This is a genomic window from Corynebacterium sp. ACRQP, from assembly GCF_022345915.1.
Classification (GTDB): Bacteria; Actinomycetota; Actinomycetes; order Mycobacteriales; family Mycobacteriaceae; genus Corynebacterium; species Corynebacterium lehmanniae.
On record NZ_JAKRMZ010000030.1, the window covers coordinates 1 to 23,464 of the forward strand.

General features: G+C 64.2%; 13 protein-coding genes. 5 read left to right on the plus strand and 8 right to left on the minus strand.

Annotation, left to right across the window (positions count from 1 at the left end; translation table 11 throughout):
- Positions 1 to 47: 47 nt before the first annotated feature.
- The gene (gene metE / locus MHY23_RS10730; RefSeq protein ID WP_239307549.1) at positions 48 to 2,306 is read right to left on the minus strand and encodes a 5-methyltetrahydropteroyltriglutamate--homocysteine S-methyltransferase; all 2,259 of its coding nucleotides are present in this window, start codon (positions 2,304 to 2,306) and stop codon (positions 48 to 50) included.
- A complete protein-coding gene (locus tag MHY23_RS10735) occupies positions 2,303 to 3,253 on the minus strand; it encodes a methylenetetrahydrofolate reductase (protein ID WP_239307550.1) in 951 nt (316 codons plus the stop codon). Before MHY23_RS10735 ends, metE begins: the two co-directional genes overlap by 4 nt.
- A 303-nt stretch (positions 3,254 to 3,556) precedes the next feature.
- On the opposite strand from MHY23_RS10735, the gene MHY23_RS10740 reads away from it, so the two are divergent.
- On the plus strand, positions 3,557 to 4,312 hold the full coding sequence (locus tag MHY23_RS10740) for a hypothetical protein (RefSeq protein WP_239307551.1): 756 nt from the start codon (positions 3,557 to 3,559) through the stop codon (positions 4,310 to 4,312).
- Position 4,313: 1 nt separating this feature from the next.
- On the opposite strand, the gene MHY23_RS10745 is transcribed toward MHY23_RS10740, so the two are convergent.
- On the minus strand, positions 4,314 to 4,868 hold the full coding sequence (locus MHY23_RS10745; RefSeq protein WP_239307552.1) for a TetR/AcrR family transcriptional regulator: 555 nt from the start codon (positions 4,866 to 4,868) through the stop codon (positions 4,314 to 4,316).
- Positions 4,869 to 4,964: 96 nt separating this feature from the next.
- Between MHY23_RS10745 and MHY23_RS10750 the strand changes: the two genes are divergently transcribed.
- The 4 genes from MHY23_RS10750 to MHY23_RS10765 are packed head-to-tail and all read left to right on the plus strand — an operon-like array spanning position 4,965 to position 9,677.
- Complete coding sequence (locus tag MHY23_RS10750; protein WP_239307553.1) at positions 4,965 to 5,579, plus strand: hypothetical protein; 615 nt, start codon at positions 4,965 to 4,967, stop codon at positions 5,577 to 5,579.
- On the plus strand, positions 5,576 to 7,669 hold the full coding sequence (locus MHY23_RS10755; RefSeq protein WP_239307554.1) for a YhgE/Pip domain-containing protein: 2,094 nt from the start codon (positions 5,576 to 5,578) through the stop codon (positions 7,667 to 7,669). The genes MHY23_RS10750 and MHY23_RS10755 overlap by 4 nt, the downstream gene beginning before the upstream one ends.
- A gap of 53 nt (positions 7,670 to 7,722) precedes the next feature.
- Positions 7,723 to 8,160: a hypothetical protein gene (locus tag MHY23_RS10760; RefSeq protein ID WP_181889424.1), complete on the plus strand. Its 438-nt coding sequence runs from the start codon at positions 7,723 to 7,725 to the stop codon at positions 8,158 to 8,160.
- 2 nt (positions 8,161 to 8,162) lie between these two features.
- Positions 8,163 to 9,677 carry a cutinase family protein gene (locus MHY23_RS10765; protein WP_239307555.1) on the plus strand — a complete coding sequence of 505 codons (1,515 nt, stop codon included), beginning with the start codon at positions 8,163 to 8,165 and terminating at the stop codon, positions 9,675 to 9,677.
- Positions 9,678 to 9,730: 53 nt separating this feature from the next.
- Here the strand turns inward: MHY23_RS10765 and MHY23_RS10770 are convergent, their stop codons facing one another.
- From MHY23_RS10770 to MHY23_RS10790, 5 genes are all read right to left on the minus strand, one after another.
- Positions 9,731 to 14,218, minus strand: coding sequence for a hypothetical protein (locus MHY23_RS10770; RefSeq protein WP_239307556.1), 4,488 nt, complete (start codon positions 14,216 to 14,218; stop codon positions 9,731 to 9,733).
- Between the two features lie 324 nt (positions 14,219 to 14,542).
- Entirely contained in the window at positions 14,543 to 18,958 is a 4,416-nt protein-coding gene (locus tag MHY23_RS10775; protein WP_239307557.1) for a hypothetical protein, read from the minus strand.
- Between the two features lie 265 nt (positions 18,959 to 19,223).
- Positions 19,224 to 20,753: a phytoene desaturase family protein gene (gene crtI, locus MHY23_RS10780; RefSeq protein WP_239307558.1), complete on the minus strand. Its 1,530-nt coding sequence runs from the start codon at positions 20,751 to 20,753 to the stop codon at positions 19,224 to 19,226.
- A complete protein-coding gene (locus MHY23_RS10785) occupies positions 20,750 to 21,559 on the minus strand; it encodes a squalene/phytoene synthase family protein (protein ID WP_239307566.1) in 810 nt (269 codons plus the stop codon). Before MHY23_RS10785 ends, crtI begins: the two co-directional genes overlap by 4 nt.
- A 149-nt stretch (positions 21,560 to 21,708) precedes the next feature.
- Positions 21,709 to 23,427 carry an RNA-binding domain-containing protein gene (locus MHY23_RS10790; protein WP_239307559.1) on the minus strand — a complete coding sequence of 573 codons (1,719 nt, stop codon included), beginning with the start codon at positions 23,425 to 23,427 and terminating at the stop codon, positions 21,709 to 21,711.
- Positions 23,428 to 23,464: the final 37 nt, after the last annotated feature.

Genomic DNA, 23,464 nt, shown 5'->3' on the forward strand with positions numbered 1-23,464 from the left:
GGCGGGGCGAATGCTTTACGACGTCAGCTCCGCCCCGCCAGCCGGACCTAGAGCCCTTCGACGACCTCGTCGCGCGCGGCGACCAGGTTGCGCAGGGAGGGTTCGACCTCCTTGTAGCCGCGGGTCTTCAGGCCGCAGTCCGGGTTGACCCAGAGGCGCTCGGTGGGCACGTGGTTCAGAGCGGCGCGCAGCAGGCCGGCGATCTCCTCGGCCGAAGGCACGCGCGGGGAGTGGATGTCCCACACGCCGGGGCCGATCTCGGAGTGGAAGGTCTCGTCGATGTCCTCGAGCAGCTCCATCTTGGAACGGGCTGCCTCGATGGAGGTGACGTCAGCGTCGAGGCCTGCGACGGCGTCGATGATCTGGCCGAACTCGGAGTAGCACAGGTGCGTGTGGATCTGCGTCGAAGGCTTCGCGTTCAACGACACCAGGCGGAACGCGCGCTGGGCCCACTCGAGGTAGGCGGCGCGGTCGTCGGCGCGCAGCGGGAGCAGCTCGCGCAGGGCTGGCTCGTCGATCTGGATGACCTTGATGCCGGCCTTCTCCAGGTCCGCGACCTCGTCGGCGAGCGCGACGCCGATCTGGTCGGCGGAGACCGAAAGCGGCACGTCGTCGCGCTTAAACGACCAGGCCAGGATGGTCACCGGGCCGGTGAGCATGCCCTTGACCGGCTTGTCGGAAAGCGACTGGGCGTAGGCCGACCACTCCACAGACATGGCCTCCGGGCGGGAGACGTCGCCGACCACGATCGGCGGACGGGTGCAGCGGGAGCCGTACGACTGGACCCAGCCGTTTTCGGTGACCACGAAGCCGTCGAGAAGCTCGGCGAAGTACTGCACCATGTCGTTGCGCTCCGCCTCGCCGTGGACGAGGACGTCCAGGCCAATCTCCTCCTGCAGCTCGATGACCTGCTTGATCTCGGCCTTCAGCGCCTCGTTGTACTCGGCGTCGGAGAGGGTGCCCTCGCGGTGGTCCGCGCGCGCCTTGCGGATCTCGCTGGTCTGCGGGAAGGAGCCGATCGTGGTGATCGGGAGCGTCGGCAGGCCGAGCTCTTCACGCTGGACCTTGTTGCGCTCTTCGAACGCGGGCTCGCGCTTGACGACGCCCTCCGGCAGGGCCGCGACGCGGTCAACGACGGCGGAGTTGTGGATGGTGGTGGACTCTGCGCGGGTGCGCACGGCGCGGTCGGACTGGGCGAACGCCTCGACGGCCTCGTCCGAGCCGACGACAAGCGCCTGGATCTCGGCGAGCTTCTCGTCGGCGAACGCCAGCCACGGGGCGACCTCGACCGGGATGTTGCGCTCGGCCTTCAGGGTGTGCGGCACGTGCTGCAGGGAGGTGGAGGTGGACACGGACACGGCGTCGGCGCCGCGGCCGAGGGAGTTGAGCACGTCGGTGCGCTCGCGCAGGTTGGCGGTCCAGACGTTGCGGCCGTCGATGAGTCCTGCCACCAGGTGGGTGGAGTCCGGCACGGTGGCGCGCACGCGCTCCGGGTAGCCGGCGTCGGCCTCCAGCGTCCACGGGGACAGGTCCACGTGCAGCGCCTCCACGCCCAGCTCGCCCAGGACCGGCAGGGCCTCGCGGGCGGAGCCGTACGGGGTGGTCAGGTACACGTTCGGGCGGGTCTCGCGGCCCAGCAGCGCAGACCAAGCGGAACGCAGGTGCTGCGCGATCTCCGCGTCCGAGGTGGACAGGTCGGCCACCACGGCGGGCTCGGCGATCTGGACCCACTCCACGCCGGCGTCCTTCAGCGCGGCGAAGACCTCGGCGTACGCCTCCACCAGCGACGGCAGCAGCGACCACTCGGCCGGCTTGGACAGCGCGATCAGCGTGACCGGGCCGACCAGGAACGGGCGGACCTTGTGGCCGGCCTCTTTGGCCTCCTCCACGATGCGCAGGATGCGCTCCGGCACAGCCTTGATCTCCTGGCCTGCCTCGATCTCCGGCACGAGGTAGTGGTAGTTGGTGTCGAACCACTTGGTCATCTCCAGCGGCACGCGGGTGTCGTTGCCGCGGGCGAGCGCGAACTCCTCGTCCAGGTCAACGCCGCCCGGCACGAGGCCCACGGTCAGGGCGGTGTCGAGCACCTGGTCGTAGAGCGCGACGTCCGCCGGGATGGCGTAATCCTCGGTCAGGCCGAGGTCGCGCAGGTGGTTGTAGTTGTTCACGCGCAGGGCGCGTGCGGTGGAGCGGAACGTCTCAACGTCGATGCGGCCCGCCCAGTAGCTCTCCAGCGCGCGCTTGAGCTCGCGGTTCGCGCCGATGCGGGGGTAGCCCTCGATGGTGGCCTTGGGGAAGGTGGTCATTGTTGTCCTTTATCTATTCCGATGCGGTCCAGAAAGTCCCGCGTGACGTCCAGGTTGTTGTGCGTGTACACGTGGAGCCCGCCCGCGCCGGCATCCAGGATCTCGCGCGCCAGGTTGGCGGTGAGCTGCATGCCGGCCTCGTACTCGTCGTCTGCCTCGAGCAATTGCTTCTCGACGCCTGCCGGCACCTCCAGCCCCGACAACTCCCCCATGCGTCGGACCCTTTTGAGCGAGGTCATGGGCATGATGCCGGGGATGAGCGGGATGCGCACACCCGCCAGCCGCGCCACCTCGACGAACTCCAGGAAGTCCTGGGCCTCGAAGAACAGCTGGGTGATGGCGAAATCCGCGCCCAGGCGCTGCTTGGCTAGCAGCACGTCCAGGTCGTGGTCGAAGTTGCGCGACTCCGCGTGGCCCTTGGGGTAGCAGGCCACGGAAAGCGCGAGCTTGCCGGCGGCGAGGCGGAACGCCTCTTCCTCCTGCACGTCCTGGATCAGGTTGAGCAGATCCGTGGCGTACTGGAGGTGGTCCGCTGGCAGGCCGTCTTCCGGCAGGTCCCCGCGCAGGGCGAGGAACCCGCGGACGCCGGCGTCGATAAGCACCCGCACCCACTCCGCCATCTCATCGCGCGTGCCCGCAGTGCAGGCGAGATGCGCGATGGGACGCAGGTCGGTGGTCTCCGCGATGCGGGAGATCACAGCGGCGGTGCCCTCCAGCCACTCGCTGCGGCGCGAGCTGGTCACGGAGACGTAGTCCGGCTTGTACTCGGCCAGGCCCGCGATGAGCTGCTCGATCTTCTCCGCGTCGTCCGTGGGGCGCGGCGGGATGATCTCGAAGCTTAAGGCGGTGCGCTGGCGTTTCGGGCGGGGGCGGCGGATCAGCGGCGCGCCCTCGCGGTCCAGCGGTGCCGAGGCGGAAAGCCTGGTCGAAGGAGAGGCTTCGAACATGGCAGGACCTTTCTCGGCTGGATTGATGTGTTTCGTTGCACCGTGGTTAAACGGTGCCTTGAAACTTATTGACGCCACGTAACCGCCACAATGCGTTGCCGGTTTTGCGCAATGTTTGCGCTGGGCACGCGGTTTTTCTGCGTGAATGTTAATCGCGCAAAATGGACCAAGCTGTTCACTTTTGCGTAACGCTTGGTACGCGTGTGGGTGGCGCGGCGGCGGAAAACGGCGAGCCCCGCGGATTTCGCTACCCTGGGCCGCGTAACCACCCGAAACTTTCAAACGCAACACAAGGAGACACCCATGAACCTCAAGAACATCGGCTTCGCCGCCGCTTTTGCCAACCAGGCGTGGAAGTACCTGCGCGACCAGAACGACAAGCGCGAGCGCGACATCTACCAGTCCCTGCTGGACAACCTGAAGGACGGCAAGCTGGACGATATCCACGACAAGTTCGACATCGACGAGCTGGAGGAGCTGTACGGCGCCGCCCGCGCACAGGCCGGGGAGATCACCCGCGACGCGCACGACCGTCTGGACCGCCGTCGCAAGCAGTTCGCGGACGCCGCCCCAAGCCGCAAGGAGCGCCAGGAGTTCCTGGAGAAGCACGCGAAGAACGCGAAGAAAAAGAAGAAGGGCGGGTTTGGCAAGGTCGTCGGCGCGACGCTGGGCACAGCGGCGCTCGCGGGTGGCGCGTGGGCTGCCTGGGAGTTCTTCCTCAAGGACAAGCTCGCGAGCGAGGATGAGCCGGAGAAGACGTACCGCCCGGCGCCGACGCGCACGGAGACGGATACGCGCGGCTCCTCCACCATCGTGTACTCGACGCGTACGGAGGACGACCGGGATCGCACCCGTCGTGAGGAGGGCGTCGAGGGCGGCGTGTTCCCGAATGAGCCGGGCGAGGAGCAGCTGCTTACCGACGCCACCGGCTCCCAGGACCTCGGCGGGGAGGGCCTGACCACCCTGGACACCCTGGCGGACGACCAGCGCAAGGCCACCAACCCCCAGCACTCTGCGGAGGACAAGAACGCAGGTCGCCACGAGCTGCGCGAGGATTAAATCACGCCGTGGTGCGCCAGCCCGCCATGAGGTGGCGCACCAGGCGGTCGCGCACGTCCGGGAGAATGTCGGCGAGCGGGGCGGCGAGCGGCCGCGTCGCCACGACGAGCTCGGTTGCCAGCTGCATGGGCGACTCGCCCGGGGCGACGATGCCGTGGGGGGCGGCGGCGTCGATAAGCAATTGCACTTTGCTCATAAACGCGTCGCGGCGCTCCCCTAGCCCGCCGTCGGAGCTGTCGGCGGCCAGCGCCGCGGCGAGGATGCCCACGCCCGATTCGACGAGGGCCCACACGAAGGATTCGAAGTGCTCGACGGGGTTGTCCTCGAAGCCGTCGAGGGCGTCGTCGAGGAGTGTTTCGATGCGTTCGAGGAAGACGATCGCGCATGCGTCGTAGAGCGCGGCGCGGGTGGGAAAGTGACGGTAGAGGGTAGCGATGCCCACGCCGGCGTCCGCCGCGATGCCTTCGAGGGTGATCTCGGAGTTCGGGCGGGTACCGATCTGGGCCAGCGCAGCGGTGACAATCTGGTCGCGTTTCGCGCGGGCGTCTGCGCGCATTATTGACCAGCCCCCTTTTTGGGTTTGACAGTGACTATTTTTGGGAGCACCATATCACGAGTTAAATGATAGTCCACCCTACGGTTAAGGGACCGCATGACCCCCATTCTCAGCACGCAAGACCTCGTGCTCCGCAAGGGCGACACCCCGGAAAACTTCGACATCGGTCGGGGGTTGACCCTGCTGAACACGCGGCGAGAGTCCGATTCGACCCTGCTCAGCCTCGCGCTGGCAGGGCGCTACAACCCGCACTCCGGCACGATCCTCCTCGACGGGGAGGGGACCAAGACGCGCCAGCGCTTCAAGCAGGTCGCGCTCGCAGGCGTGACCGAGATTGACAAGCTGGACCGCCTCGTGCGCATCCGCGACGTGGTGCGGGAGCAGATCGCGTGGTCGCAGAGCTTCTTCGCTATCACCCCGCACAAGGCCGAAGCGATCAAGTCCCACGACAGCGTGGAAAAGTGGCTGGAGCCGCTGCAGCTGGAAGACCTCGACATGATGGCGCACGTCGGCGACATCGGCCCGACGGACCGGTTCCGCCTGCGCGTGCTGCTGGCGCTGATCTCGCGCCCGAACGCGAAGCTGCTGATCGTGGACGATGTGGACCAGGTGCGCAAGATGGACATCCGCCGCAAGCTGCTGGATGATCTGCGCGGTGTCGCGGTACACCTGCCCGTCATGGTGAACACAGTGAATGAGGAGGGGCTATGAGCGGCCTGCACATTGGATCCGACTTTCGCAAGTTCGCGCACGGCACGCTTCCGCCGCTTGCCATCACGGCGATTTGCCTGCTGCCGCTGCTGTTCGGCGGCCTGTTCCCCTGGGCGTACTGGGACCCACTGGGCAACCTGTACAAGCTGCCCGTCGCGTTGGTGAACTCGGACGAGGGCGAGAACGGCCAGCAGGTTGTGGACGAGCTGCTGGAGCAGCACCCCTTGGACTTCCAGGTGGTCAGCGCCGAGGAAGCCAAGGAGGGCATCGCCAGCGGCAAGTACTACCTGGGCTTGGAGATCCCCACGGACTTCTCCAAGGCTGTGACCAGCGTGAAGGAGGACGACCCGCACTCAGCGAAGATCAACATCACGCTGAACGAGACCAACGGCTTCATCCCCACCATGCTGGGCGAGAAGGCCGCGGAGGCGATCGGTTCCGCCGTGTCCAATTCCGTGGGCGGCAAGGTGGTTGAGCAGCTGTTTGTGGGCATCAACACGCTCTCGGACGGCGTGCATAAGGCTGCCGACGGCGCCGAGCAGTTGAACGAGGGCGCGAACTCGGCCCACGACGGCTCGGAGAAGCTCAACGAGGGCGGCACGAAGCTCAACGACGGCATCCAGCAGCTCAACGACAAGGTGCAGCAGATGCCGGACGCGGTGAACAAGCTCGACGGCGGCGTGGCGCGCCTGCAGGACGGCGCGATCCAGCTCAACGACGGCATCACCACCGCCTCGGGCGGCGCCGATAGGCTCTCCAACGGCCTGAATCAGCTGCAGGCGGGTACGCAGCAGCTTGGCGACGGCGCCACGCAGATCGCCGGCGGCGTGGACAAGATCGCCGGCTTCGCGGGCAAGATCAACGAACTGCAGGCCGCGTTGGACGACATCAACGCGAACCTGAACAACGTGATCGCGGACCTGGACCGCTCCCCCATCCCGGGCAGCAAGGAGCTGGCGGACCAGGCGCGCGGCGTGCAGCTGCAGATCAACGCCGGCCCGCTCCAGGCGGTTACCGAGAACAACCTGGTGGGTCAGCTGATGCAGCTGCAGGCCGGCGCGCACGAGCTGGCGAACCAGCTGTCGGACCCGAACGCGAAGTACCGCGGCGGCGTGGACACCGCCGTCGAGGGCGCGAAGACGCTGGCCGACGGCCTGAAGCGCCTGCAGGAGGGCTCCGGCACCCTGGTCGCCGGCGTGACCACGCTGAAGGACGGCACGGGCAAGCTGGTCGTGGCGGCGAACACCGCCACGGACGCCACCTCGCGCCTGGCCGCCGGCTCGAACCAGCTGGTGGTGGGCCTGGGCGACCTCAACGACGGCCTGGTCAAGCTTTCCGACGGCACCGGCGAGCTCTCCATGAGCCTGTCCGACGGCGCCAAGCAGGCCCCGAGCTGGGAGGGCGAGCGCCTGGACAAGGCCATTGACGCAGCCTCGGACCCGGTGCACACCGAGAACGTCGGCGACGGCGTGACCTTCTTCGGCAAGGGCTTAAGCCCGTTCTTCCTGTCGCTGTCGCTGTGGTTCGGCGTGCTGATTATGTACATGATCATGCCGCCGTTTAGCCGCCGCGCGATCGATTCGGGCACTAACCCGCTGCGTGTGCTGCTGTACACGATGATCCCGTCGTTCATCATCGGCTTTGCCCAGTCCGTCGCCCTGTGGGTGATGCAGACGTTCATCCTGGACGTCGAGCCGGTGCACCCGCTGGCTCTGTTCGGGGTGCTAGTGCTGGTGTCTTGGGTGTTCGTCACCGCGATCATGGCGCTGAACACCGCGCTCGGCCCCGCGCCCGGGCGTCTGGCCACGATGGCGCTGATGTCGCTGCAGCTGGTGGCGTCGAACGGCTTGTACCCGCCGGAGGTGCAGCCCGAGTTCATCCAGTGGGTGCACAGCTGGGACCCGATGCGCTACTCGGTGGATTTGGTGCGTTACGCGCTGTTTGGCACCCCGTCGTACGACCCGCGCATGTGGACCGCCGTGACCGTGCTGCTGTTCGTCGGCGCGATGTCTGTGGCCATCTCGTGCGCGGCACTGTACGTCCGCCGCATCTGGCGGATGAAGGATCTCCACCCCGAGCTGACGGTTTAGCCCTACCATGGGCGGGGCACAACATTTCCCCGATAGATCGAAGGACCCCGCCCATGTTTTTCAAGAAATCCAACAAGGACAAGATCAACCTGCGTCTGCCGTCTGCGGCGCTGCGCATCCCCACCGGCGCCCTGATCCTGAACTCCGGCCTGGGCAAGTTCCAGGTGGACAAGGAAGGCGCCGAGGGCCTGCGCGACATGGCCACCGACGGCATCCCGCAGCTCGGCCAGGTCGACGCCGAGACGTTCGCCACCGGCCTCGCCTCCGCCGAAACCGCCCTGGGTGCGGCGCTTCTGTGCCCGCTGATCCCGAACCGCCTCGCCGGCCTGGGCTTGACCGCGTTCGGCGCTGGCCTGCTCACCATGTACTTCGGCGGCGACCAGTACACCGAGGACGACGGCATCCGCCCGTCCAGCGCAGGCCTTGCCATTGCGAAGGACTCCTGGCTCGTGGGCATCGGCCTCGCGCTGGCTGCCCTGCCGCGTAAGTAGCCGTGAAGCGCGCCCTCGCCCTCACGCTCGCCGCCGCGCTGATCCCGGCGGCGGTGGCCGCGCCGAAGGCGGAGGCGGTGAGGCTGCGCTGCCACCCCGTGCACGTCATCCAGGCGGCTGGCACGGGGTTTTCGCATTCCTGGGATCCGTCCGCGCGCGAGACGCTTTTCGACGACGCGTCCTCCCCCGCCGACGACCTCCAGCGCCGCTTCGGCGCCCGCACCGTGTCCACCTACACCGTGAAGTATCCGGCCTCGCTGGGCAGGTTCAGCGCGCTGGGCAGCGCCGGCAACGGCCTGGAGGGCACGGAGGCCGCCACCTACGGCGAGTCCGTGCGCTACGGCCGCGACGTCGCCACCCTGGAGATGGAGACGGTGGCCCGGCACTGCCCCGGCACCCGCTTCATCCTCATCGGCTACTCCCAAGGCGCGCACCTGATCGGCGACGCCGCCGCGGAGGCCACTGCCGGGCGCGTGCGCGGGGTGGGCGCTGACGACATCGCCGCGGTGCTGCTGTTCGCCGACCCCGCCCGCGCCCCCGTGCGCGAGCCCGCCGAACCCGCGCGCACGTCGCGCCTCTACGCGGCCGCACCGAAGGGCGTGCTCGGCGCGAACTTTGAGACGGTGCAGACCGGCGGCACCGCCCTGGACCCCACCCGCGTCGGCCTGGCCGGCATCCGCCGCTCCAGCTTTAACGGACTTGAGGGCAAGGTGCTCTCCCTGTGCAACGGCGCTGACATGGCGTGCGCGACGGACCCGGATTCCGTTCTGCGCGCGGTCGCGGACGTGGCCGCGCGCGACGTGTTGCTCGGCCCCTTCAACGCCTTCACCGGTATGCACGTGGCGCGCTTCCAGCAGCTGCGGGCTAGCGGCATGCCCCCGCGCGAGGCAGTCAAAGAATCGGGGCTTTCGCTTCTCGACGCCACCGTGGCCCCCCAAATCCTCTACGAACTCCACCTGATCCTCTCCGCCGCCGGGCGCCACGCGAGTGCCGCGAGCCCCACGCCTGTAGAGCAGCAAGCCGCCATCGCTCTCGCGGCTGCGGCGCCGGAGCTGGCGAAGGAGGGCGTGACCTGGCAGTGGATGCTCCAGGGATTGAATGGGCTGCGCGGCGCGCTTGGTGACTCGCCAGCCGCCGCCTGGTTCGACGCCATGCTCGAGGTGTTCCGCGCGATCCAGGCTGCGGAGCAGATGTACTGGTGGTTGGAACGCTTCGGCGTGGTTCCCCGCACGCCCACGGGTACGGAGGGGAGGCAGGTGGTGGTGCGGGAGCTCGTCGCAAAGCTGAGTGCTCAGGCAGTGGATGCCGCGGGGCTGCGCGCCGCCTACGACCACCCCGCCAACGCCAACCTGGTGGCATCCGCGAAGTTGGCGGGCGACTTCGGGCCGCGGCACATGTCGTACTACAAGCTGGGCTACACCGACATCCCCGGCGGGTACTCGGTGGAGGGGCGCACCGGCTACGACTACGCGCTGGGCTGGCTCGGCGAGGTGGTCGAGGGGGTTGCCGGGAAGTAGGCAAGAGAAATGCCCACCAGGGTGGACCTGGTGGGCATTAGCTCTTCGGGGGCTTACTTCTCCTTGTCGGAGGAGCCTTCAGCCTCGCCCTCAGCCTTGTCGGTGGACTTGTTGTCCGACTTGCCGGAGGAGCCGTTCATCAGCGTCTCGCTGCCGGTGGCCTTGCCGATCATGTAGGAGGAGGTGTACTCCTCCGCACCGCAGGCGCGCATGACGCCGTCGACTGCCAGCAGACCCAGGGAGATAGCGCCCAGGGCGCCAGCTGCCATGCCGAGCTGCTCCGGATTCTCGATGGAGAACGCGCCCTGGATGCCAGCTGCGCGCTGCGCACGATCCTCGTTGTAGATGCCCAGGCCCTGCTGGATGCGGTTGTTCGCATCCTGGATAGCGCCGTTGATCTGCGCGGAGACACCCTCCAGGCCCGGGATCTGGACCTGGGACAGGATGCCCAGCGGGATAGCCAGCAGCAGCGGAGCGGTCAGGCCCACGATGCCGGCGATGCACTTGCCGTCGAGCTCGCCAGAGGAGCCCTTCTGCTCGGTGCGGGTGTTGTTCTCAACGTTGACGTTGATCTCGATCTCGCGCTCGCCGTAGGACTGTCCATCCGGGCCGACCAGGAGGTAGGTCGCCTTGTAGGTGCCCGGCTTCAGATCCTTGCGCGGGACCAGGGTGACGCCCTCGTCGGTCTTCTTGACCTCTTCGAAGTACTCCTTGCCCTTGGTAAAGATGATGTCGTTCACGTTGTCCGGGAAGGTGACGTTGACCGGGGAGTTGTTCTTGATGCTGGTGTCAATCACGACCGGCAGGTCGTGGTTCTCGCTGATCACATTGCCCTCGGCGGTGCGGGTGCCCTCCGGGTAGATGCCGTAGTCGACGACGCGGACCAGGTCGCCGTTGGAGTTGCGCTCCTCGACGCGGACCACCTTGTTGGCGGAGCCCTTCTTCGCGGTCAGCTCGACGGAGCCGCCGTTGTCCTTGAGGTCAACTAGGTCGTTGCCGCTGACGACGACAACCTTGTTGCCCTCGTCCAGCTTCTTCAGCTCCTTGGCGTCGCCCTCGATGAGGAAGTCGGTCTGCTGACGTGCGCCGGTGGTCTTGGACTCGACGATCTCCAGCTTGTAGCGGTTGATCTCCTGGCCGTTCTTGTTGAACTCGGCGACAATGCCGGTCTCGCCAACCTTGTCAGCCTTCGGACGCAGGACCCACTGGCCGTTCCTCTCCTCCGGAGCCTCGAACGCGTCAGCGCCCTTGACCACACGGAAGCTGTTCTCCTCGTTGACCAGGGTCGCCTGGAACTCAGTGGAGGTGGAGATCTTGTAGGTGTACAGACCGCTGCGCTTCGGCTCGACCAGGGTGATCTCGTACTGCGCGTACGCGCCACGCTTGTCGCTGACCTGGATCAGAGCCTTGCCAGCCTTCTCCTTGCCGGTGACGATGAGCTTGTCGCCGTCGCGCTTGACGTCCACGAACTCCTCGCCCTTGAGGACCTCAACCTTCTCGCCGTCCTCAGACGCGATGGTCGCCTCGGCGTTCCAGCCCATGGTGGTGTTCTCCGGGGTCACCTCAGCGCTGCGGCCCGGGGTGATCTCGAAGGTGTAGCGCTCGAAGACGTAGCCGTCCTCGGAGACGTTCTCGATGACAAGGGTGCCCTTGGCGTCGCGCTTCGGGGTCACCTTGATCTCGGAAGCGTCCTTCGCCGGCTGCTCAGCCAGCAGGTCCTTGCCCTCGGCAACCTGGAACTTGGTGCCGTAGAGCTTCAGCTCGTTGTCCGCGGTGATGGTGTAGTTCATCTCGCGGACCGGGGACGGCTCGACGGTGTAGGTGTAGGTCTTGATCGGCAGATCGCCTTCGACCTGCGGCAGCTTTTTGCCATTTTCGTCCAAGAGCGGGTTGCCATCGGCGTCAGTCTGGTCGACCTTGCCCTTGACGTACTCCACAACCTTCACGGTGCGGGTCTCGCCTTCCGGAACCGGCTTGAACTTCAGCTTGAGATTATCCTTGTCGCCGAGCTTCGAGCCGTCAGTACCCTCGGTGAGATACTCGCCGCCCTCTTCGACGACCAGCCAGTTGAACTCCTTGGAGCCACGGGTGATCTCAACGGTCGCACGGTCCCTGACCGTACGCTCGATCTCCTGGTTCTCCAGCTCCTCGACCTCACGCTTAGAAACGTCGATGATCCAGACAGCTGCAAGACGGCCGTTCTCGTCCTTGACGTGGACGGTGACCTGGCCACCCTTCTCATTGGTCGGGGTGACGATCCACTTGTCACCCTTCTTCTCGAGCTTCGCCACGTCATCGCCCGCGACGATTTCTGCGGTGTAGTCCTTGACGTACTCGATCTCAAGGGTTTCCGGCTTCTCGGACTTGTACTCCAGCTCGCGGTTGTAAATAGTCGGGCCAGCGTTCTTATCCTCGATCAGCTTCAGGGTGTACTTGTACTCGAAGCCGTTCTCGTCAGTGAAGACGATCTCAACGTCGCCAGTTGCATTCTCCTTTGGGGTAACAACCCAGACGTCGCCGTCACGCTCGATGGTGACCTTCTTGTCGCCGTCGCCCAGGATCTTGTAGTCGCCACCGCGGTACTCGATCTTCGCGGTGGAGGTGTTCAGGATCTCGCGGGTGACATCGAACTTGGAGGTTTTGTTCTCCACGGTCACGATGTTCTCGCGAACCTCGCCACTGTCCTCGGTGATACGCACGATGACGGGGCCGGTGTAGTCCTCGCCAGCCTTGACGGTGAGGGTGCCCTTTTCCTCGTCCTCGAGAACATCAACCTCACCGTGCTTCGGCTTGATGAGCTTGCCGTTCTCGTCGTAGCCCAGGCCCCAGTCGATCTCCTCGCCCGGCTTCCACGGGATGGTGGTGACGCGGTCCTCGCTACCGGCGTTCAGGGTGTAGAAGTAGTTGTTCACATTGACGTTCAGGGAATCCTTGACCGCAACGGTGTCGGTGACCTTGATGCGGTAGATGTGCTGGTTGCCCTGCTCATCGGTGATGAGGATTTCGACCTCGCCCTCGCCCTCGAAGTCTTCGCGCGGGGTAATGACGAGCTTGCCGTCCTCGGAACGCTCGACGATGACGATGTCGGAGCCCTTGATGATCTCAAAGGTCCACTTGTTGCCGATCTTCTCCGGCAGCTCAATGACCTTGGACTTCTCGCCGTAGGTGAAGCCAGCGAAGTAGTAGTACTCCGAAACTTCCTTCACGCGCTCGTAGTACTTCTCAACGAAGTACTTCTCCACGTCGGTGACCGTGGTGGTCACGGTGGTCTCCGGCTGCTTCACGGTGCTCGTGACCGTCTCAGTCACTGCCGGGTTGGTGGAGGTGACGGTGGTGACCGGCTGCGTGGTGACGGTCTCGGTGACAACCTCGCCCGGCTTGGTGGTGACAACCGGGGTGTCGGTGACAGTTTCGGTGACAACCTCAGAGTTGCCCGGCTCAGTCACGGTGGTGACGTGCGGCTCCGGGGTTACAGTCTTGGTGACAACCTTCGGCGGGTTGGAGTCGGTCTCGTTGACGGTGGTGACGTGCGGCTCCGGGGTGACGGTCGTAGTGACAACCTTGCCTGGTACCTCACGGGTGCTGACGGTGGTGTACGCCGTCGGCAGCGTGGAGCGCTCGGTCACGGTGGTGGCCGGCTTGGTCCGCGTCGTGGTGTAGGTCGTGTTCGGCAGAGTCTTCGTGGTGGTGACCTCCTGCGGGCGGGTCACCGTGGTGGTCACCTCAGGCGTGGTGGGGATCGTCTCCACGATGCTCGGCGGGGTCTTCGGCGGGTTCGGATCCAGACCCGGCTGCGGGACCGGGATCAGACGCTGGAAGGACTTACGCGGCACGATGTTGTAGTCGTACTCGAGCGGCACCAGGACGGTGACGTACTCGCCCGGCTTCACAGTCTTTGCAATCTCGTCGTGGCGGGGGAGCTTGGACAGGTAGTAGCTCGGCTGACCCTTCGGTGCCTGATGGTGCAGAATGCGGAAACCGGTCAGGTTCTCAAACGCGGACTGGCTCACCTTGCCGTTGACGACATCCTCGCGAGCCTGGTTCAGGTAACCCAGCTGGTTGGACAGCAGCGCGCGCAGAATGCCGTTCTTGGTCAAAATGGCGCCAGCCTTGGACTGATCGCCGTTTGCGTAGGCCTTGTAGTCCTTCTGCAGTTCCTTGACCACGTTGATGGCCGCGATACGGACATCCTCGCTAATGGCATCGCCGTTGCCGACGCGACCGGAAGCACCGGTGAGCTTGCGGACCTGGTAGTTGCCGGTATCCCACGGGTTACCGAGACCCCAGTCGATGCACCAGCCCGGGCCAGCGCTGGACGGCAGCAGGTCGATGGACTGGTCGTCCTTCGGGGCCTGCTTCAACATCTGGTCGTAGCGAGCCAGGTCTGCGCCGCTGAGCTTCTCGTAAGCACCGACGATCTGCTGGCTGGAAGTGTTCTCGTTTGCGGCCTCTGCGAGCGGAGCGGATACGACCGCGCCCGTAGCCATAACACCAGTGACCATTGCGGTCATGATGCGCTTTTTCAGGTTTGCGTTATGCAACGTCATAGTCCTTCAACGTCTAGGGAGATATTCGAAGCAGCCTGGAGAGTTCCTGAACACGGACCCCAAAACTGACAGACCCCTATTCAATCGCAATGAACCGACGAAAAGAAGTCCTTAACCCCACTGAAAGCCATAAAAGTCCAGATATTAAGACAAAACTCATAACTCCACCCCGCTGACCTCGACCTTTGTCCAACTTTTCCACACAAAAAAATCGAGTGATCTTCACCACAAAACCCGCAATTGTTCAACAAACCGGCATTGAAACGCCGAAAACCCGGTGCCGTACTGGCACCGGGTTTCACAGGTTAAAGGCGGTTCTTACTTGGAAGAATCCTGCTTCTCAGAGGAGGAAGAGGAAGAGCTTTCGCCCTCGCCCTTATCAGCCTCAGCCTGGGACGGCTTGCCAGAGGAGCCGTACATCAGGAACTCGCTGTCAGTTGCCTTACCAAGCTGGTAGGAGGAGGTCACTTCCTCCTTGCCGCAGGCACGCATGACCTGATCAACGATGAGCAGACCGACGGTGATCGCTCCGAGTGCGCCGGCAGCCATGCCGAGCTGCTCGGTGTTCACGCCCTGGAACGCACCCTGGAAGTCAGCGGCGCGCTGCGCACGATCCTCGTTGTAGATGCCCAGGCCCTGCTGGATGCGGTTGTTCGCATCCTGGATAGCGCCGTTGATCTGCGCGGAGACACCCTCCAGGCCCGGGATCTGGACCTGAGACAGGATGCCGACCGGGATAGCCAGCAGCAGCGGAGCGGACAGGCCAACCAGGGAAGCAATGCACTTGCCGTCAAGCTCGCTGGAGGAGCCCTTCTCCTGGACCGTCGTGTTCTGCTGGGTGATGTTGATGATCACCTTTTCCTTGTCGTTGAGCTTGCCGTTCTCAACCGGAACCACCATGAGCTTGACGCCGCCGTCCAGGTGAGCACCCGGCAGGACATGCAGCTTGCCACCCTCGGAGACCTCAATCTCCTTGCCCGGCTCAAGGCGCTTCTTCTTGGAGCAATCGTCGTTGTAGCAGACGTAGACCTCGACCGAGTTCTCGCCACCCTTGACGTTGATGTCAAAGCCCTTGTCGCGGGAACCATTAGCGTTGACGTCCGGCGGGGTAAGACCCTCAGCCGTACCCGGGATCTCCATCTCGACGAGGCGGACCGGGTTGCCCTCGGAATCACGCTCCTCGACAAGGATGGAACCAGACTTGTTCTCAGTCGGCTGGATGAACAGCTGACCCTTGGAGTCCGGCGCCGCGTTGGTGATCAGGTCCTTGCCACGGACCACGTGCAGAGTGTTGCCCTTGCCCGGAATGATCTTGTCGTTGAAATCGCGCTTGTAGACAACGCGCTCCTCGACGAACTTCAGCGGGGTCGGCTGCTCCACGATCTCGATCGTGTGGCGCTTGACCACCTTGTCGTTCTTGTCCACCTCGACGACGGTGACGGTCTTGCCGATGGAGTCCTTGCCCTTCGGAGTCAGGATCCACTTACCGGTCTTCTCGTCGATCTTGACGTTGACGTACTCCTTGCCCTCATCGACGCGAATCTCGTTCTTGTTGATTCGGGTGATGGTGAAGCTGCCGTCCTCGGTGAGCTTGAAGTTCTGCTCGCGGGACTCGGAGCTGCCGCCCTTGCCGTTTTCGCCCGGGACGACGTCGATGTTGTAGATGACGTAAACGTCGTCGCCCTTCTTGATCTTGACCTGGGTCTTGCCCTCAGCGCCGTCCTTCGGGGTGACGATGATGGTGTTGCCGTCCTTGGTGACGTCAACCAGGGACGGTTCGGTGACCTCGTAGTCGGAGCCCTCCGGGATCGTCAGAGTCAGCTTCGAGGTCGGGTTGAGGGTGATGTTCTCCTCGCGCGGCTCGGACGGCGTGACGTTGAACTGCCAGGTCTGGAACGGCAGATCACGGGAGTTCAGGTTGTGAATGATCACAGTGCCCTTAGCGCCCGGCTTAAAGTTGACCTTGCCGTTCTCGATGCTCTCGACGAGCTCCTCGCCCTCGACGACCTTGAGGTTAAGCTTCTGGGTCTCGCCAGCAATCCGAACATCGTCGCCAACCTTGACGTCGATCACGCGGTCCTGGACCTTGCTCTTGGTGACGTTGAGGGTCCACTCAGCAACGGTCTTGCCGTTCGGGGACTTCTCAGCGACGACGATCTGGCCCTCGAAACCAACCTTCGGCAGCACGCGGAACTTGCCGTCCTCGGTCTTTACCAGGGTCGCGTTGTCCTTGCCCTCAATGATTTCGAAGGTGTTGCTCTCGTTGCCCGGCTTGAACTCGGCGGTGTTGCGGTCCTTCAGATCCTGGGTGAACTTCGGGATCTCGTACTGAGCGTCCTCTTCCTTCGGCTTCGCCGAGATGGTGTAGACGCCAACCAGCACGCGCTCACCGTTGCCATCCTTCGCGTACAGGTTGAAGATGCCGGTGCCGTTGTTTTCGTTGTGGATCTTAAAGCCGTTATCGGTCGGCTTGATGTCCCAGTTGTCTTCGTTGCCGCCGGTCTGGATCAAATCCCAATCGTCGCCGGAGGTCTTGACGTCGACATCCGTGCCCTCTTCGATGAGGTGGGTCTCAACGTCGACCAGCACGTTGGCGCCCGGGCGGATGTCCAGGGTGTAGGTGTGGGTCTTGCCCTCGGCGTCCACAGCCTTGAGCACAACCTTGCCCTCGGCGTTCGGCTTCGGAGTGATGATCCAAAAGCCGTCGCGCTTCTCGATGGACTCGATGAGGTCCTCGCCGGAGACGATCTCCGGCTTGTTCTCAACGTTTTCAATCTCCAGCTTGTAGGAGTTGGCGTTACCGATCACGCGGGTCTGCGTGTACTTGTCGGAGGTGGCGTCGATGTTGAACTCGTAGACGTTCTTGTTGCCCGTCTTCTCGCCCTTGTCGTTCTTCTCAAACACCTCGATCTTGACGTTGCCCTTGAGCACGCCGTCGTTGATCTTGACGTTGAGCTTGCCGTCCTTCTCCTCGGTGGTGACCAGGCCCTTGCCCTCGACGATCTCGTAGTCCCAGCCTGCCGGGATGTCGATGTTCTGGTTCACACCGGAAACACCCACGTTGAAGTAGTGGTTGTTCACGGTGACCTCGCCGGTGGTCTCCACGGTGGTGGAATCGTTGACCACGTCGATGACGTACTCGTGGCGGTTGCCCTCGTTGTCCACGACAACGATGCGGACCTTGCCGCGGCCTTCCTTCTTCGGGGTGATCTTGAGGATGGCGGTGCCGTCCTCGCGGACCTCCTTGGTCACCTCGACCAGACCGTTGGAATCGTCGACGAAGTCGATGTCCCAGGAGCCGAGGTTCTTGACCTCGATCTCCTCGGTCTTCTCGCCGGTGCGGAAGTCGAAGGCGTAGTCGTAGTGGCGGAAGTAGCGCTCGACCTCCTTGGTGGTGGTCTTCTCTTCGCGCTGGGTGCTGGTGACAGTGGTAGCCACGTACTTCGTCTCCGGCGCAGCGGTGACGGTAGCGGTGGAGGTCACGGCCGGCTTGGTCTCCGTAACCGTCTCAACCTTCGGCTCGAGGGTGCGGGTGGCGTACTCGGTCTGCTTCGCGCCGGTGACGGTGGTCGTCGGGGTGACGGTCTTGGTCTCGGTGACGTACTCCGGCTCGCCCACGACGGTCTGGGTCACGGTCCGGGCCGGGGCGGTCTTGGTGATGGTGACGTCCGGTGCGGACTCCTTCTTGGTCTCAGTGACGGTGGAGACCTCCGGGCGACGGGTGGTGGTGACCGTCTTCTCCGCCGGAGTGACGGTAGCGATCTCTTCCTGCACCGGCTGGACGTACTGCGTCTTGGTCACCGTCGGCTGGACGGTCTCTTCCTTGATGTAGTCCGGCGAACCGACCTCAACCGTCTTGGTCACGGTCGGGCGCTCGGTGACAGTCTTGGTCGTGGCCGGGGCGGTCTCCCACTCGGTCTTGACCGTCTGGCCTTCCTTCACGCCCGGTTCGAAGCCCTCGAGGCCCGGCTGCGCAATGGTGATGATGCGCTGGTTGGTCGGCTCCTTGGACAGGTCCTCGTACACGTTGTAGGAACGCGGCAGCAGGATGGTGACGTACTCGCCATCCTTGACGTCCAGGCGGGAAGAAGCAGCGTCGTTCAGGGCCAGGTAGTAGTTGGCCTGGCCGGTCTGCTCGAAGTAGCTCTTGCGCACCTCGAAGCCGGTCCACTGCAGGAACTGCTGTGCGGAGATCGGCTTCACGCCCGGAACCTGGACGTTGCGGGAGCCAGCAACCCAGCCGCGCAGGAGGTTCAGGGTCTCCTTGTTGTTGGACAGCAGCGCCTGCAGTGCCACGTTCTTGGACATTGCATCGGCGTTCTTGCCCTGCTTCACGTCCGTAAGCATGAGCTTGGTCAGGTTAATAGCGGCGCGCTCAATATCCTCGTCGATCTTGAGGTTGCCGCCCATGTCGCCGTTAAAGCCGTAGAAGCCGGAGGTGCCGTCGAGCTTGCGCACCTCATATGCAGTGTTAGTGCGCGGGACATCGAGGTGGCGGTCGATGCACCAGCCCGGGCCGAGCGGGGTCCAGTACTGGCCCGAGTCCCGGTTCCACTCCTGCTTCAAGTTGTAGTCGACAGCGACCTGCTCAACGGAGGAGTCGAGGGCGGAGTACTGGCTAGTAATACGCGAGTCTGCGTCTGCGGCGGGAGCGACAACGGCTGCACCACCGAATGCAACTGCACCGGAGACCAGGGTGGCCATGATGCGCTTTTTCAGGTTTGCGTTATGCAACGTCATAGTCCTTCAACGTCTAGGGAGATATTCGAAGCAGCCTGGAGAGTTCCTGAACACGGACCCCAAAACTGACAGACCCCTATTCAATCGCAATGAACCGACGAAAAGAAGTCCTTAACCCCGCTGAAAGCCATAAAAGTCCAGATATTAAGACAAAACTCATAACTCCACCCCGCTGACCTCGACCTTTGTCCAACTTTTCCACACAAAAAAATCGAGTGATCTTCACCACAAAACCCGCAATTGTTCAACAAACCGACGGTCAGCGGTCCAGCGGGCCCGAACTTCTGTCGCCGCGGACCCGCTTGAGCACATTCTCAGCGGAAATCAAACACATGGGCACGCCCACCCCCGGCGTCGTGGTCGCTCCAGCGTACATCAGCGACTCCACCTTCCGGCTTGTGTTGGAGCCGCGCAAGAACGCGGACTGCCGCAGCGTGTGCGCGGGCCCGATGGACCCGCCGGACCAGGCGTGGTAGCGCTCGGCAAAGTCCGCAGGCCCGAGCGTTTGCTTTACGACGATCCTCCGGCCCAGCCCCGCAACCCCACACCGTGACGCAATCTGCTCGATCGCCGCGTCCGCGATCCGCTGCACCTGCTCCGAGGCTTCGCCGCGGTACATGTCGCCGTGGCCCACCGACGGATCCGCGGGCACCGGCACCAGCACGAACAGGTTCTCGTGGCCGGCAGGCGCCACAGACGGATCCGTCGCCGACGGCTTGGACACGTAGATGGACTGCGACGCGCCCAGTGGGCGGCTAGCAACCGGTCCATTAAATACAGCATCGAAGTCGTCGGACCAGTCGTCGCTGAACAGGAAGTTGTGGTGGGCCAGCCCCGGGATTTCGCCTTCGACGCCCAGCATGACCAGCACCGTGCCCAGGCCGGGGTCGCGCGGGGCGAACCAAGACTCGTCGTAGGTGCGCTTACTCTTCGGCAGCAGGCGGGTTTCGGTGTGGTGGAGGTCCGCGGCGGAGATGGTGAGGTCGGCGGGGAGCCTTTGGCCGTCGATAAGCATTACGCCCCTGTCCTCGATGGCCGCGACCTCGGAGTTGAAACGGAACCGCGCGCCGTGTTCGACGGCGAGCGCGTAGAGCGCGTCCATGACCGCGGCGAAACCGCCCTGCGGATACAGCACCCCCTGGGTGAGGTCGGTGTGGCTGAGCAGGTGATACATGCTCGGCGTGCGGCTCGGGTGCGAGGAGAGGAACACCGACGGGTACGTGAGCATCTGGCGCAGGCGCGTGTCTGTGAAGCGCTTGGCCACGAACCTGTCCAAGGGTTCGGTGAGGCAGCGCGCGAGGCGGGTGTACTGGCCGCGGATGCGCTTCAGCGGCTCGAGGGAGCGGAAGTTGGTGTACAGGAAGTTCTGGATGGCCAGGTCGTAGGTCTCCTCGGCGCTATCCAGGTATTCCAGGAGCTTGGCGCCCGCGCCCGGTTCGAGCTGCTCGAAGAGCTTGGCGGCGTTGTCACGGCCGGAGTGGACGTCGATGGGCTCGCCTGTCTCCGGGAAGAGGCGGTAGGCGGGGGCGAGGGGCTGGAGATTGAGGAGGTCCTCGGTGCGTTTGCCGAAAAGCCCGAAGAAGTGGTCGAACGCGTCCGGCATGAGGTACCAGCTCGGGCCGGTGTCGAAACGGAAACCGTCGACGGTCTCGTTGCCGGCGCGGCCGCCGTAGGTAGGCAGCTTTTCCACCACGGTGGTGTCGATGCCCTCACGGGCCAACAACGCCGCGGTGGCCATGCCGGCCACGCCGGCGCCGATCACGATGGCTGACTTCGGTTGCGGTTTCATTGCTTCCTTGCGTTTGCGAGCGCTTTTGCCGTCAGCGCGAGCTTGATGTGGTTGGGCACGCTGATGCGGGTGGTGCGCAGCTCGGCTGCCGGGGTGGCGGCGATGCGGGCGTTGAGCTCCCTGAACAGCGCCCCGGCGGCGGCCACTCCCCCGCGGGCCGCCGGCGGCAGCAGCGGGATGGCCGTGTGGGCGCGGTCGAGTTCGTCGGTGATTTGGCTGGTGAGGGTGGACTTTAGGGCGTCGTCAAGCGGGGGGTCGAAGTACGCGCGGCCGAGCGCGCGGCTGTCCTCCCCGAGGTCGCGCAGGAAGTTCACCTTCTGAAACGCGCTGCCGAGCGCGCGGGCGCCGTCCTCCAGCTCGCGGCGGTGCGGGGTGTCGCGGCCGCGCAGGAAAATGTCCAGGCACATCAAGCCGATGACCTCAGCGCTGCCATATATATAGGTATCCAGCTCTTCCGGCGTGAAAGCGGTCTGCGTCAGATCCGCGCGCATGGAGGCGAAAAAGGCGCGCACGTGGTCCTCGTTGAGGCGGCACTCGCGGAACGTGCGCGCCCACGCGTGCAGCACCGGATCCGTGTGGAAGCGGTGGGCCGGCGCGTGCAGGACTTGCTCTTCGTACAGGTCAAGGGCCGTTTCCGGGCATTCGTTGGCCTGGGCGGTGGTGCCGTCCACGATCTCGTCCGCGATGCGCACCACCGCGTACAGGTTCCGGATGTGGGTGCGCTCCGGCTCCGGCAGCGTGCGCACGGCCAGGGAAAAACTCGTGGAATACTGCGCGATCACCTGCGCCGCCGCCTTGTCCGCCATGGCGTCGAAGCGGGAGAGGTAGGTGTTCACGCCTTGGGAGCTTACCGTGGGCGGGGGGCGAGATTGGCCGCATGCCGATTCTCACTTTCGCACTTGTTCTACCAGCGGTTTCGGAGTTTGATTCGCAGTGTGGGGGTTGAAAGTGCGAATCAGGTGCGCCGGTAGGTGGTACTGCGCTGTCCCTGGCCACCGAGCATGACCACGTGGGCGTGGTCTAACAAAGGCTCCAACGCGTAACGCAGCTGAGCCGGCGACAGACCCGTGGTGGCTTGCAGTTCCTTGAGCGTGACAGCGCCGGCGGGCGGAATCGCCTGGTACACGGCAGGAACATTCTTACCCAGCGCAGCGAGGCTCTCTGCCCGGACGGTGAAATCGGAATGCTGTCCCGTGGACTGCCCGGTCAAGGAGAACACCCCGTCCGACTCCACGATGGCGCCAGCGCCTACAAGTTTTCGCAGCATGTTTCTGCAGGACTGCGCTCCAAGTGGCGAGTAGCGCTGCGTTATTGCTTGGAAGGAGGTGGCTCCGTGATTCTGCAGCTCTACAAGCAGATCCTCCTCCGTCGGTGTGAACTGTTCGCCGCCGCTTTGCAGCCCTTTCAACCAGGTGTTTTGTTCCTCTGTGAAACGGGAACCGCGCGGGAAGAGCACTTTGAACTCCACGCCGTTGTCAATAAAGCGCGGCTTTGGCAGGCGAGCCTCCCTCGTCGCAGCCAAGATTTCCTGGATGCCGCCGCCCTCGCCTTCGATGACGCGCTCACCATCTTCTGTTCGGAGGTAGCGCGCTATCTCGTACAGCCTCTTGTTCACCGGCGATTTTGTCAGAGCGGGGCTCTCTAGCTGTGACACAGACAGTCCGCGCAGCCCACCCGGGCTGACCACGATGAGCATCCGCTCCGTGATGCGAATTTCAACCTTCTTGCCCACATCCACCGACGGACCCAAGTCCCGGTGCACCAGGGCATTCGCCAACACCTCGCGGATCGCACTGGGAGGAAACTCTGGTTCGTCCACCAGGTGCCCGCTGCTCGTGTACCGGCTGACGGTGTCTGAATTCTGCCGAATCCACTCCATAGCCTCCGTCAGCATCACCGGCAAAGGCCCTTCTATCTCTGTGAGATTCCTGTTCCGGCCCACGCCCTCACCGCGGGAAAGGCGCACCGCAGCCGTGGCGCCGAGTGCCGGCTCAACAGACTGTGGCAAGTACCCCAGTGCGTACAGGCCGCCGAAGCGGACGTTGCCCTCACTGTCGGTGACGTTGGTGACCTGCAACAGCTGAGCATCGTCATCGATTTTGGAGATGCGAGAGCGAGAGCCCCGCACAGCCCTCAAAAACCCCGTGAGCACCTCATTATCCAGGACTCCAGCATCAGTTCCCGGCACGGACTCGAAATCGAAGTGCGACTGCTGCCTCTCGGCCAGCGCCGAGAGCTCCAGCATCTTCAGGTCGTTGGAGTTCATCACGTAATCGCCGTCTGCCTGCCGCAGATACGGTTTGCCGTCGTAGTTCGCAGGCTTCCCGGAGGGCAACAGTGGCGTGACTTCAACGACCACCACGTTCTTCCCCTCCAAGGACAGGTGCGTGAACTCCAACTGTGGCGCGGGTTTGACCGCCGCCCGGTTCACGCTGGTCACCTTCTTTTCCATCTGCGCTGGGTGGTCAACCCCGGTGACCTCAAAGCCCCTGCGCTCGCTCACCCCGAGGAGAATTGCGCCCGATTGCGGCATGTTGGCAAACGCGCACAGCGTTTCCCCAATGCTTTCTGGGACTCCCCCACCTGCGGTTTTGCACTCAACCAGCGTGGTGTCATCTCCAAACGCACGCAACTGGGAGAGCGTCTCGCGCAACTGCCCCTCAGTCCAAGTCATGGTTGTGAGTGTATTCTCACTTTCGCACTTTGTCTAC